A 12712-nucleotide genomic window follows, 5' to 3' on the forward strand; every position below is an offset into this window, starting at 1 on the left:
TAGGTTCTCTTCCGGACAGGAATCCAGCAGGGACTGGAAGGAAGTAGCCATGCCGGGACCGACCACCGATGTCTGGGAAGCGATGTCGACCGCGCGAACCATTCGGCGGTTCACCGACCAGCCCGTCGACGACGCCACGCTGGAACGGTGCCTGCAAGCGGCGATGTGGGCGCCGTCGGGAGCCAACGCTCAGGCATGGCGCTTCGTCGTGCTGCGGTCGGCGGAGCAGCGAGCCGTGGTGGCCAAGGCGGCTGACCGTGCTTTGGAGGTGATCGAACCCGTCTACGGGATGAGCCGACCCGCCGACGACGACAACAGCAGGCGCGCCCGCACCAATCGGGCCACCTATGAACTGCACGACCGGGCCGGTGAATTCACGTCAGTCCTGTTCGCGCAGAAGTACTTTCCGACGGCGTCCGAGCTGCTGCTCGGTGGGTCGATCTTTCCGGCGATGCAGAATTTCCTGCTGGCCGCCCGCGCGCAGGGGCTGGGCGCATGCCTGACCAGTTGGCGCGCCTATGGCGGTGAGCAGTTACTCCGCGATGCGGTCGGTGTTCCCGACGACTGGATGCTGGCCGGGCATGTCGTGGTCGGCTGGCCCAAAGGGCGGCACGGGCCAGTGCGTCGCCGACCGCTGAGCGAGGTCGTCAACGTCGACCACTGGGACGAGTTCGTCAGCCCTTGATGCCGACCGTGATCAGGTCCGAGATCGCCCGCGTCCACAGCGGCCGCCGGACCCGGTGCTGCTGCGCGAGGGTGAACCCGGCGTCCTCGAACAGCCGTCGCATCTCGGCCGGCGATGGATTGTGCGACGGCTTCCACTTGGTGCTCGACGGGCCCTGCAGCAACGAATGCCGCGCACTGAGCGTCGACACCGCGGCCAGACCGCCCGGTGCCAGCACGCGGTGAAATTCGCGCAGCGCCGCGGGCTGGTCGAAGAAGTGAAACGCCGACGTCGTCACGACGGCGTCCAGCGCCCCGTCGTTGAAGGGCAGCTGCTCGGCGGGGCCGCGAAGCCACTGCACCGCCGTCGACCGGGAGCGGGCCTGGTTGAGCATGCCCTCGGACATGTCCACTCCGTACACCTGCGCGGGGTGTAGCTCGCGTTCGATTCGATCAGCCAAAATCCCTGTGCCACAGGCGATGTCGACTACCCGCGCAGACTGGTGGTCGCGCAATTGCGCGACCACCTCGTCGTGCGCCGGGCGGTACACCCACTGTTGGAGAACCGGCAGGTTGTAGGCCGGTGCGGCTACACCCCAGAACCGCGTGACGAAGTCGTTGAAGCCGCGACGCTGCGGCGCCTGCGTCATTTTGTCGAGGTGTAGTAGATCGTGTCGGCCATCGACACCGAGTCGTTGCCCTGCGGGACCGGCGGGAGTCCGTAGTCGGCCAGCAGGCGGCTCATCGGCTTGCCGACCGACGTCCAGCCCAGCGTGTCCAGGTAGGCGGCGACGTCGTTGCGGTCGCCCTGGTAACCGAGTTCGTGGAAGTCCAGGTCGAAGCCGTGGGCTCGCCACTTCTCGGTGGCCTTGCGCATCATTTCCCGCGCCTGGTCATGATCGACGTCAGCCATGTCCGGGATGGCCTCGGTGGCCAGCCGGCTGCCGTGGGCGCTGAGGGCAGCGACGTTGTCCAGCAGGCGGTCCTGCGCTTCGGGCGGGAGGTAGCCGAGTAGTCCCTCGGCGATCCATGCGGTGGGCTGGCTGCGGTCGAAGCCGGCTTCGGTCAACGCGGCCGGCCAGTCGTAACGCAGGTCGATGGCGACCGTGCGGCGTTCGGTGGTCGGGGCCGCGCCCAAGTCGGCGAGGGTCTCGGTCTTGAACGCGATCACCTCGGGCTGGTCGACCTCGAAGACGGTCATGCCGGTCGGCCAGTCCAGCCGGTAGGCCCGGGCGTCGAGACCGGCGGCCAGAATGACGGCCTGGCGGATGCCGGCCTTTGTCGCGTCGGCGAAGAACGCGTCGAAGAAACGGGTGCGGGCGGCCATCGCGTCCGGCATCTGCTGCAGTTTCCAGTGCGACCCGTCGTCGTCGACATCGGCGATATCGAGGTTGCCAGAGGCCCAGCGAGTGAGGAAGTCGACGCCGACGGCCCGCACGAGCGGTTCGGCGAACTGGTCGTTGATCAGCGGGTTGTCGGCCTTGGTGGCGACTGCCCGGGCCGCGGCGACCATCGTGGCGGTTGCTCCAACACTGGTCGCGAGGTCCCAGGTGTCGTTATCGGTGCGCGGCATGTGCGTGCTCCTTCGGTAAGTCGGGACGTTACTTAGTTAGCATAACAAGTATTTAGCCCATGTAACAAACTGTTCACGTGACCTGCGGATCAGCCGGTGATGGCGGCGGCGCGCGCTACGCGCCGCCCGATCGCCTCGATCTGTTTGCGGGTCAGAGCCTGCAACAGATGAACGGCGACGATCATTTCCAGCGGAGGCGCCGGCCTGACGCCGAACGACCCAGGCCGGAAAGGGCCTGGGCCGTTCGGGTTTCGGTCCGCCGGGATTACAGACCGAGGAACGACAGCGGGTCGACAGCAGAGGCCGCGGAGGTCAACGCCTCGAGACCGCCGGTGAAAGCATCGCCCGGGTTCAGTGCCGAGACGGCGTCGATCCCACCGAACAGCGAACTCAGGTCGAGATTGCCCCACGGCGTCACCAATGTGTCGGTGACGGTGTCCGCGGCTCCGGCCACGCCCGGGATCGCGGTGTAGACGTTCTCGAGCCCACCGAGGTTGAGGACGTCGTACACCGAACCCACTGTGGGCAGATCCGCCGATGTGCCGGTCACACTTGCGACAGTGAACTCCGTGTTGGTGAGACCCAACAGTTCGGTCACATCCTCGTTGCCGACGATGCTGCCGACCTCGGTCCCGGTGCTGTCGTAGACGTTGAAGTCCTGCGGCGCAAGCGGGAGCGTAAAGCCGTCCAAATTGGGTGTGCCACCACCGATCTCCAATATCGGCGGTGCTCCGATGATCGGGAAGACGGTGTCGTAGCCCTCGGTCCCGGCTGTGGTGATCGGGTCGAAGGTGGTGCTGCCGATGCTGAACGCATCGGCGCCGACGCTGGTGTCGGCCAGACCCGTGAAGGCGTCGCCCGGGTTCAGCGGTGCGGCGGCGTCGATGTTGCCGAACAGCGAGTCGAGGTTGACGTTGCCGAACGGCGTCACCAGCGTGTCGGTGACGGTGTCCTTCGCGCCGTCGACACCCGGGATCGCGGTGTAGACATTCTCGAAGCCGTGCCCGAGGTTGAACGCGTCGTAGACCGATCCCACCGTCGGCAGATCCGATGCACTGCCACCCTCGGCTGCTGTCGCACCCGTGACGACGAGCTGAGTGTTGGTGAAGCCCAACAGGTTCGTGACGTCTTCACCGGTCGTGATCGTTCCGAGCTCCGTGCTGCTCGAACCACCGCTCAAGACGTCGAAACTCTGGGTGGCGAAGTCATTGCCGGGGTTGTCGGGATTGCCGATTGACGAGCCGCCGATCTCCAGCAGCGGCGGAGAGGTGGCAAGCGGCGTAACTCCGTCGAAGCCTTCGCCACCCGCCGCCAACTGCGGGTCGAGCGTGAAGCCGCCGATGCTGAATGCGTCCGCAGCGCCGCTGATGTTGCCAACCTCGAGGCCAGTGAAGGCATCCCCGGGCTGCATCAGTGCTGCCGCGTCGATGTTGCCGAACAGCGAGTCCAGGTTGTAGCTGCCCAACGGCGTCACAAAGGTGTCCGTGACGGTGTCTTTGGCACCGTCGACTCCTGGGATCGCGGTGTACACGTTCTCGTATCCGTGGCCCAGGTTGAATACGTCGTACACCGAGCCGTCGGTAGGTAGCGCCGCGGTTGCGCCGTCAGCCGGGGTGCCACTGGCCACCGTGAACTCGGCGTTGGTCAGACCGAACAGACTCGTCACGGTCTCGTTGCCCTGAATGCTTCCGAGATCCGCTCTGCTGGTTGGATCGAACACTTCGAGGTTTTGCTGTGCGAGGGGCAAGATGCCGAGGACGGTCCCGCCGCCGAGCGTCAGCAACGGCGGGGCGGCGCTGAGCGGGCTGACCGGGTCCCAGCCCTCGACGCCAGGTGAGGTGAAGGGGTCGAACGTGTAGCTGCCGATCGTGAAAGCGTCCGCGCCGTCGGCGCCGACGTCAGCGGCGGCGACGGCCACCTGCAAGAATGCCGAGCTCAACAGCCCTCCAGTGGCTGCCACTCCGGCTAGGTACAAGCGACGATGCATCTGTACTGCTCCTTCTACGTGTGTTCATTACCCCCGAGTAACGTGACGCACATTACTCACGGGTAAGTCCTTTTTGAAAGGAAAATCTTTTGAAATTCTCAGGCTTTCAGGGGACTGCCAGGAACCTTGCAGCAAACTTTAAATCGGTTATCAATGGAAATTGGCGCCGTGTTCGCATCTCACGAATGGATTGAGACGGACCGTCTCGGCCTGCGCCAAGCCCCGGCCCGTCCGGTCGATCTGCACACGACCTCAGGGATGTCTCAGCCTCACGTCACAGGCTTATACTCCCGGGCGGCGGATAACCCGATTCTCTTCAATGGAGAAGGCGTTCTCAACGTCGAGGAGGCGAGCGAAGTTGCCAGGAGCGTGTGACGGCAAGGTTGCGTTGGTGACCGGCGCAAGCCGCGGATTGGGCAAGGCGATCGCCCGGCGACTGGCTGGCGAGGGCGCGACGGTCGGCCTGACTGCCCGCACCATGGAACCCGATCCCAAGTACCACGGATCGCTCCAGCAGACACTCGACGAGATCACCGCGGCCGGCGGCGCTGCGATCGCCATTCAGGCTGATCTATCGAAGCCCGAAGACCGGGAGCAACTCTTCGCGGAGTTGATCGAACGCGCGGGTGCGCCAGACATTCTGGTGAACAACGCCGCGGTGACGTTCCTGCGTCCGCTCGATGAGTTCCCGGACCGGCGGGCACGGCTGATGATCGAGATGCACGTGCTGGCGCCGATGCATCTGACGCAGTTGGCGATTCCGGCGATGCGCGAACGCGGCCGCGGCTGGGTCCTCAACGTGACCTCGGTCGGCGGCGATCTGCCCGACGGACCGCCGTTCTCCGAGTTCGACCGGACCGCCGGTTTCGGTGTCTACGGCACCGTCAAGGCAGCGCTGAACAGGCTCACGAAAAGCTTTGCGGCAGAACTCTATGACGACGGCATCGCGGTCAACGCCGCAGCCCCGTCCAACCCGGTGGCCACCGAGGGTGCCGGTGCCCTCGACCTGGCCAAGACCGACACCGAAGACATCGAGCTCATCACGCAGACCGCGCTGACCTTGGTCACCGCCGACCCGAAATCGATGACTGGGCGGATCGCCCACACCCAACCGTTTCTGCGCGAAATCGGATGGCTGCGCTGAACTTCGACTAAGTCTTTGCTGCGCTGTGCGTTTCGGCTTCGGCCAGGGTGAAGTAGTTCTCCTCTTCCTGTACAAAGTGCAAGCGCAGCAAGGCATACAGGCCGTACAGGCACGCGAGCAGGTCGCCCACCTGGTCTGCGTCGATCGCCCCGCGCTCTTTGGCAAGCGACACGTGCGCGCCGATCCGGCTGCTGAGACGGTGGATCTCCGCGTGGGTTCTGCTCATGGTCGCGGTGGCTTCCCGGCTGCCGAGCGGGAACGCCAACGCCGGGTACAGCTGCGTCTCCTCAGCCTGTTCATGCGGAAGAATCCGATGCGTGAGCAATGCGTGTACGCGTTCAACCGCTTGCAGGGCAACCAGATCGGACGCGGTGGCCAACCGGTCTGCCGCGGCGCGCAATGTACCGACGGCGTCGCGCATTTCATCGTGCTCGGCATCGAAGCGCCGCAACATCTGTTCGGTATGCGCGGGAAGATCGACCGTATCGCCCGGATTACCGCGAAGAGCACGCAAGGCGTTGAGGATCACCGCAACATCGATGCCCTCCTGCAGCAGAGCTCCCGGCGCGGGTGGCAGCCATCCGATCGAGGCCACGGTCATCGCCACCAGCGACAGACCCATTCCGACAGTCGCACTTTGCACGGCGATATGCCGCGACCAGCGTGCGATGTTCATCGCGTCGGCCAGTCGCTCCAGTTGACCGGTGGTCAAGACGATGTCGGCGGCTTCGGACGAAGCAGTGGCACCGCGCGCGCCCATGGCCACGCCGACATGGGCCGCGGCCAACGCCGGCGCGTCGTTCACACCATCGCCGACCATCACTGTGATCCCGCGCTCCTTCTCGGACCGCACCGCTGCGACCTTGTCGGCCGGGTCCTGTTCGGCGTACACCTCGTCGATCCCCAACACCGTCGCAACCTCTTTCGCGGGCTCGCTGCGATCGCCGGTGAGCATGACCAACCGGTCCAAGCCGGCGGCCCGTAGCCGGCGCAAGGTGCGCGACGCGTCGCGCCGCAGTGGGTCGCACAGCAGCACGGTACCGGCCGGATGCCCGTCGACGACTACCCATGCGATTGCGGCGTTGTCCAACCGTGCGCGGTTGACGGCGGCGCGAGCCCAACCGAGGTCGGCAGCGGCGTCCGCGAACTTGCCGACCCGGATGCTGTGATCGTCGACGGTGGCCGTGACGCCGCGCCCGGTCTCCTCGGTGACATCTGCAGGCAGCGACAGTTGCAGTCCGCGCGTGCGTGCCTCGGTGACGATCGCTTGGGCCAGCACGTGTGACGAGCTTTGGTCCGCCGAGGCAGCCAGGCGCAGAACCTCCGCGGCATCGCGGTCAGGTGCGGACGTCACGTCGATCACCACCGGGCACCCCACCGTCAGTGTCCCTGTCTTGTCCATCACCAGGGTCGTTGCGCGGCCGAGGGTTTCCAATGCGCCACCGCCGCGGATCAGCACATTGTGGCGGGACGCGCGCGACAACCCAGAGACTATCGCCACCGGGGCGGCGAGCAGCAGCGGGCACGGAGTCGCCACCACGAGCACCGCGACCGCGCGCACCGGTGACCCGCTCGCCAGCCACGCGGCACCGGCCACCAACAGCGTCACGGGCAAGAACCAGGCCGCGTACCGATCAGCCAGTCGCACCACCGGGGCGTTCTCTGCTCCGGCCTGCGCGGCCAGTCGCACGATCTGGGCGTAGGTGCTGGCGGCAGCGACTGCGGTAGCTCGCAGCTCGAATGCGTTACCCGCGTTGACGACTCCGCTGCGTACCGGCTCGCCGGCGGCGCGGTCGACTTGCAGCGGCTCCCCGGTCAGAACGGATTCGTCCAGCACCGCGGCCGTGCCGACAATGTGTCCGTCCACCGGAACCACCTCGCCGGGGCCGACGACCAAGAGGTCGTCGACGCAGACTTCGTCCAGCGGGATCAGACACAGCTCCGACCCGGTGCGACGGCGCGCGACCCGAGGCGCGTGCTCGAGCAGCGCACGCAGATCACGAGATGCACGGTGCTCGGCCGCCGCCTCGAGCGCCCGGCCACCGGCGAGCATCACGCCGATCAACGCACCGGCAAGATATTCGTGCACGAGCAGCGTCCCGATCAACGACAACACCGCAATGAGGTCAACTCCGACCCGACCGGCGCGCATCGCCAGCGCCGCCCACGTCAGGGCAGCGGGCACCGCGATCGCCGTGCCCGCGATCCAGCATCGATCGGCAACGGCCGGCGACCCTGCCAGCCAGGCGATCCCGCCGGCCGCCAAAGCGCCTACCGTGGACGTGACCAAGGCAAGGTCGACGAGCCGCGATATCCGGGCTAGCAATCTGCACTCCGCACGTTGGCCACTGGCCGTACCATTCGTTCCGGCAGTGGGTCGATCGCTAGCTTCGCGGGCTTTCTCGGCGTGGGCTAGGGCCAGGTGTCACCACTCGATCGTCGATGCAGGCGATGGGGCCTTTTTCCCCTACGGCGCGCGCGTCATTCTGTACCACGATGGCTGAGTGATCCTCGCTAGCACGCCCGCTCGCCATCTGTGGATCCCGGAATTCTGATGATCACGGGGACCGGCGTCACATCTGACGCCCCAGTGTTGACCGCGCCCAGAGTTGCGGCGGCTGCTGTCGAAGAGGTGATGGGCTGGCTGGCCACCTCGACCGACGGGCTCTCCAGTTCCGATGCGGCTGAACGTATCTCGCGATACGGCCACAATGCGGTCAGCACCCACCACGTCAGTGCGATTGCCGTGCTGGGGCGTCAATTGCGCAACGCGGTGCTCATCCTGCTTGCCGGTACGGCGATCGTGTCGTTCTTCCTCGGCGACGGCATGCAGGCGCTCATCATCGGTGTGATACTCGCGGCGAGCGTCGCGCTGGGCTTTGTCAACGAGTACCGGGCCGAGAAAGCCGCTGCCGCGCTGCATTCGGCCATGCGTCACAGTGCCGTCGTGCGCCGTGACGGAGGGTTCGTCAAGCTCGACGTCGTCGATCTGGTACCTGGAGACGTCATCCGGCTGTCGCTGGGCGAGGCGGTGCCTGCCGACGTGCGACTCGTCGAGGTCAGTGGCCTGGAATGCGACGAAAGCATTCTGACCGGCGAGTCGATGGGCGCGGAGAAATCACCCGAGCCGGTGCCGGCGGGAACGGTCTTGGCCGAGTCGAGCAGCGTGGCGTTCATGGGCACGATCATCAGCGCCGGCGAGGGTCTCGGAGTGGTGTACGCCACCGGCAGACAAGCTGAATTCGGTCGCATCGCAGCAGGTCTCGGACAGGCTCAGCCCGAGACCGAATTTCAGCAGGGCTTGCGCCGATTTTCCTACCTGCTTCTCCAGGTGGCCGCCGCGTTGGTGGTCATCATCTTGGCCAGCAACTTGTTGTTGCGAAAGCCCGTGATTGATTCGGTGCTGTTCTCGCTGGCTATTGCGGTCGGCATCACACCGCAACTGCTGCCCGCGGTGGTCAGTGCCAGCCTCGCGACCGGATCGCGCGAACTTGCCAAGCTGAAGGTATTGGTCAAACGGTTGGTGTGTATCGAGGACCTCGGCGATATCGACATCCTCATCACGGACAAGACCGGCACGCTCACCCAGGGCCGAATCAGTTTGATCGACACGGTCGATCCCACCGGCGCGCACGACTCATCCGTCCAACGACTGGGGTTGCTCGCCACCGACGTCGATCTCCGATCCGGCGGTGCCAGCGCCAACCCGCTCGATACCGCGCTGTGGGCGGCGCCCCAAGCGCGCACGCTGGTAGGCGGGGCGGTGCGCCGCGCCCTCTTGCCGTTCGATCCCGATCGCCGGGCAACGTCGGCGCTGATCGACGACAACGGGAATCGGGTATTGGTGGTCAAAGGCGCTCCGGAACAGGTGCTGGCCCGATGCCGACTGTCGAGCGACGACGCAGCAGGAACTCTCGACGCCCTGTTTGACGCGGGGCGGCGGGTGGTGGCTGTAGCAGTGAGGTCCGCGCCCGAGTTGACCAGTATCACGCCCGATGCCGAATCCAACCTGGACCTGGCCGGCTTCCTGGTTTTCGCCGACGAGCCCAAAATCGCTGCACGCCAGTCACTTGATGATCTGGCCGCGCTGGGCATCGAGGTGAAGATCGCGACCGGGGACAACCCGCGGGTCGCTGAAAAGGTCTGTACTGACCTGGGTTTGCGATCGAAGGGCACGATCACCGGTACCGAGTTGGACAATCTCGGCGACGACGAGTTCGTCGAGGCCGTGAAAATTCACACCATTTTCGCGCGTATCTCGCCGGAGCAGAAAGCGCACCTCGTCGAATCAGCCCGCCGCGGTGGGCGATCCGTTGGATTCCTCGGTGACGGCGTCAACGACGCGCTGGCATTGCATGCCGCCGATGTGGGGATTTCGGTAGACAGTGCGACCGACGTCGCGAAAGACGCGGCTGATGTGGTGCTCCTGGAAAAGGATCTGGGTGTGCTTGCCACGGGTGTCGCCGCGGGCCGGCGCATCTTCGCCAACACCGTCAAGTACGTGTTGATGGGCACTTCCAGCAATTTCGGGAACATGTTCAGCGCAGCCGCCGCCTCGGCGTTGTTACCTTTCCTGCCGATGCTGCCGAGCCAGATCCTGCTGAACAACCTGCTTTACGACAGTTCACAGCTGGCCATTCCCACCGACAACGTCGACGTCGACCAGCTGCAGGCGCCGTCGCATTGGGACGTCGCGTTCATCCGTCGGTTCATGCTGACGTTCGGGCCGATCAGTTCGCTGTTCGATTTTCTGACCTTCGGTTTGATGCTCGGCGTGCTGCACGCCGGCCCCACCGAATTCCGCACCGGCTGGTTCGTGGAATCGCTTGCCACGCAGACGTTGATCATTTTCGCCATCCGCACCCGTAAGGTGCCGTTCTTTCGCAGCCGACCGAGCGCGTGGTTGACGTTGACCAGCCTTACCGTGGTCGCCTGCGGCGTAGTGCTGACGATCTCACCGGTGGCTCGGACATTGGGTTTCACCCCGTTGCCGTGGCCGTTCTTCGTGACACTGGCCGGGTTTGTCCTTGTGTATCTGATTCTGGTCGAGCTGGCGAAGAAGCTGTTCTATGCCGAGTCGGTGCGGCCGGTCGCGGCGTTGCGTCGCACTCGGGATCGGCGGCACCGTATCCGTAAGCGTGCTGCCCGGTTCAGTCGTAGCAACGGCAACTCCGCGCACGTACCCGGCTAGCTGCGCGGAATTCCCGCGAGCTGGTCGGCGAACTTGGCTTCGGCCGCTTGACGAAGACGCAGCAGGTGCTCGGACGGGAACAGGCCAGGCGAGGGCTTGCAGTCTTTCAGCAGTTGTCGCGCCAAGGTGACCTTGTGTACCTCGGTCGGCCCGTCGGCCAGACCCAGCACGAACGACTCGGTCAGATACTGCACGAACGGCATCTCGTGCGACGTCCCCAGCGAGCCATGCAGTTGCAGCGCCCGCGACGACACGTCGTGCAGCACCTTCTGCATCATCGCCTTGACTGCCGAGATGTCGGCGCGGACGGCCTTGTAGTCATTGTATTTGTCAATCTTCCAAGCGGTTTGGAGGGTCAGCAGCCGGAACGCCTCGATCTCCATCCACGAGTCGGCGATCATCTCCTGCACCATCTGCTTGTTCGCGAGCAGCTCGCCCTGCGTGTAGCGCGACACCGCGCGTTCGGTGAGCATGTCGAAGATGCGCCGCACCAGGCCCACCGTCCGCATGGCGTGGTGGATACGGCCGCCGCCGAGACGTGTCTGCGCCACCACGAACGCGCCGCCGCGCGGGCCGAGCATATGGTCATCAGGCACGCGCACGTTCTCGTAGCGGACGTAGCCCTCCCGGCCACCGCCGAGCGGCTGGTAGCCGAGCCCGACGTCGCGCAGCACGTTGATACCGGGTGTGTCGCCAGGCACGACGAACATCGAATACCGTTGATAAGGCGGCGCTTCGGGGTCGGTCATGGCCATCACGATGATGAACGACGCCATCGATGCGAACGACGAATACCACTTTTCGCCGTTGATCACCCAGTGGTCGCCATCCGGTGTGGCGGTCGTGGTGAACACCTTCGGATCGGCGCCGCCTTGCGGCTCGGTCATCGAGAAGCAGGAGATGATCCGGTTGTCCAGCAGCGGCTCCAGATAGCGCGCCTTCAGTTCCGGGGTGCCGTAGTGGGCGAGGATCTCGCTGTTGCCGGAATCCGGTGCCTGGGAACCGAATACGATCGGCGCGCATTCCGACCGGCCGAGAATCTCGTTGAGCAACGCCAATTTGACCTGGCCGTAGCCTGGCCCGCCCAGGTGCGGGCCCAGGTGCGTCGCCCACAACCCGCGCTCCTTGACGATGGCCTGCAGCGGAGGAATGAGCGCTTGGCGGACCGGGTCGTTGAGGTCGTGAGATTCCTTGACGATCAGGTCGATCGGTTCACATTCCGAGCGGACGAACTCGTCGACCCACGCGAGTTGTTCGGCCCATTGCGGGTCGGTCGAGAAGTCCCAAGCCAACGGTCGTCCTTTCGATACTGGTCGTTACGACGACCACGATTGCCGACGAGCTGCCGCTTCGTCAGTCGCATGGCTGAGCACCTGGTTGCGGTTCTCCAGCTCCAGGGCTGCGTCCAGTCCGGCCGAGTCGACGTTGATCTGCAGCGCGCGTTTGGTCAGTTGCACCCCGAGCGGCGTGAGTTCGGCTATCCGGGCGGCCATTTCGATGGCGCGGCCGAGAAGGTCGTCGGGAGCGACCAGCTCGCTCACCAGTCCGCGGCGGTCGGCTTCCTCGGCCGAGACGGTTCGGCCGGTCAGCATCCAGTCCGCGGCCACGCTGGTCCCGACGATGCGCGGCAGGAAGTAACTCATCCCCATCTCCGCACCGGACAGGCCGAGCAGGATCGCTGCATTACCGAATGTCGCTGCGGTCGAGCAGATTCTGACGTCGGCAGCCAGGCACAGCGCCAGGCCCGCGCCGACACAGGGTCCGTTCACCGCCGCGATCACCGGTTGCGGAATGACGCGGATCGCCTGCGGCAGCGCGGCCATCGTCTCCTGGAACCGGAGGCGCTCGATCGCCGGCGCCGTCGCCTCCGGTACGCGAGGGCCGAAGTCGCGCATGTCGATGCCCGAGCAGAATCCGCGTCCCGCGCCGGTCAGCACGACGGCGTTGACCGAGCCGTCCGCTCCCAGGGCAGCAAGTGTCGAGCTGAGCTCGCCGACCATCGCGTCGTTGATCGCGTTGAGCTGCTTCGGCCGGTTCAGCTTCAGCACGGCCACACCGGCCTGCGGCCGTTGTACGGTCAGCGTATCGGTCACCGGCGGCCGAGCCCCCTTCGTCGCGAGCCCTGAGACATGCATTTGCAGATAACGAGAATGC

Annotated in this window: 9 protein-coding genes; 3 read left to right on the forward strand and 6 right to left on the reverse strand. The window is 65.5% G+C overall.

The window, feature by feature from the left end:
• Positions 1-49 precede the first annotated feature (49 nt).
• Positions 50-685 carry a nitroreductase family protein gene (locus tag G6N27_RS16950; RefSeq protein WP_163777968.1) on the forward strand — a complete coding sequence of 212 codons (636 nt, stop codon included), beginning with the start codon at positions 50-52 and terminating at the stop codon, positions 683-685.
• Here G6N27_RS16950 and G6N27_RS16955 read toward each other — a convergent pair.
• The 3 genes from G6N27_RS16955 to G6N27_RS16965 all read right to left on the reverse strand — a co-directional run bounded on the left by G6N27_RS16955 (position 675) and on the right by G6N27_RS16965 (position 4223).
• Positions 675-1313 carry a class I SAM-dependent methyltransferase gene (locus G6N27_RS16955; protein WP_163777971.1) on the reverse strand — a complete coding sequence of 213 codons (639 nt, stop codon included), beginning with the start codon at positions 1311-1313 and terminating at the stop codon, positions 675-677. The genes G6N27_RS16950 and G6N27_RS16955 overlap by 11 nt on opposite strands.
• Complete coding sequence (locus G6N27_RS16960) at positions 1310-2236, reverse strand: class I SAM-dependent methyltransferase (protein ID WP_163777974.1); 927 nt, start codon at positions 2234-2236, stop codon at positions 1310-1312. Before G6N27_RS16960 ends, G6N27_RS16955 begins: the two co-directional genes overlap by 4 nt.
• Before the next feature lie 265 nt (positions 2237-2501).
• The gene (locus tag G6N27_RS16965) at positions 2502-4223 is read right to left on the reverse strand and encodes a hypothetical protein (protein ID WP_163777976.1); all 1722 of its coding nucleotides are present in this window, start codon (positions 4221-4223) and stop codon (positions 2502-2504) included.
• 319 nt (positions 4224-4542) lie between these two features.
• On the opposite strand from G6N27_RS16965, the gene G6N27_RS16970 reads away from it, so the two are divergent.
• On the forward strand, positions 4543-5367 hold the full coding sequence (locus tag G6N27_RS16970; RefSeq protein ID WP_163777979.1) for an SDR family NAD(P)-dependent oxidoreductase: 825 nt from the start codon (positions 4543-4545) through the stop codon (positions 5365-5367).
• A gap of 7 nt (positions 5368-5374) precedes the next feature.
• Here the strand turns inward: G6N27_RS16970 and G6N27_RS16975 are convergent, their stop codons facing one another.
• A complete protein-coding gene (locus G6N27_RS16975) occupies positions 5375-7693 on the reverse strand; it encodes a heavy metal translocating P-type ATPase (RefSeq protein WP_276044613.1) in 2319 nt (772 codons plus the stop codon).
• Between the two features lie 228 nt (positions 7694-7921).
• On the opposite strand from G6N27_RS16975, the gene mgtA reads away from it, so the two are divergent.
• Positions 7922-10558: a magnesium-translocating P-type ATPase gene (gene mgtA / locus G6N27_RS16980; protein WP_163777982.1), complete on the forward strand. Its 2637-nt coding sequence runs from the start codon at positions 7922-7924 to the stop codon at positions 10556-10558.
• On the opposite strand, the gene G6N27_RS16985 is transcribed toward mgtA, so the two are convergent.
• Positions 10555-11850: an acyl-CoA dehydrogenase family protein gene (locus G6N27_RS16985; RefSeq protein ID WP_163777985.1), complete on the reverse strand. Its 1296-nt coding sequence runs from the start codon at positions 11848-11850 to the stop codon at positions 10555-10557. The genes mgtA and G6N27_RS16985 overlap by 4 nt on opposite strands.
• Positions 11851-11874: 24 nt before the next feature.
• Complete coding sequence (locus tag G6N27_RS16990; protein ID WP_163777988.1) at positions 11875-12651, reverse strand: enoyl-CoA hydratase/isomerase family protein; 777 nt, start codon at positions 12649-12651, stop codon at positions 11875-11877.
• Between the last annotated feature and the right edge of the window lie 61 nt (positions 12652-12712).

The organism is Mycobacterium cookii, assembly GCF_010727945.1.
Taxonomy (GTDB): domain Bacteria; phylum Actinomycetota; class Actinomycetes; order Mycobacteriales; family Mycobacteriaceae; genus Mycobacterium; species Mycobacterium cookii.

Bases quoted from the DNA above. Each gene is read 5' to 3' on its own strand.
- G6N27_RS16960 (WP_163777974.1), bottom strand. From the start codon at position 2,236: ATGCCGCGCACCGATAACGACACCTGGGACCTCGCGACCAGTGTTGGA.
- G6N27_RS16965 (WP_163777976.1), bottom strand. From the start codon at position 4,223: ATGCATCGTCGCTTGTACCTAGCCGGAGTGGCAGCCACTGGAGGGCTG.
- mgtA (WP_163777982.1), top strand. From the start codon at position 7,922: ATGATCACGGGGACCGGCGTCACATCTGACGCCCCAGTGTTGACCGCG.
- G6N27_RS16970 (WP_163777979.1), top strand. From the start codon at position 4,543: ATGGAGAAGGCGTTCTCAACGTCGAGGAGGCGAGCGAAGTTGCCAGGA.
- G6N27_RS16955 (WP_163777971.1), bottom strand. From the start codon at position 1,313: ATGACGCAGGCGCCGCAGCGTCGCGGCTTCAACGACTTCGTCACGCGG.
- G6N27_RS16950 (WP_163777968.1), top strand. From the start codon at position 50: ATGCCGGGACCGACCACCGATGTCTGGGAAGCGATGTCGACCGCGCGA.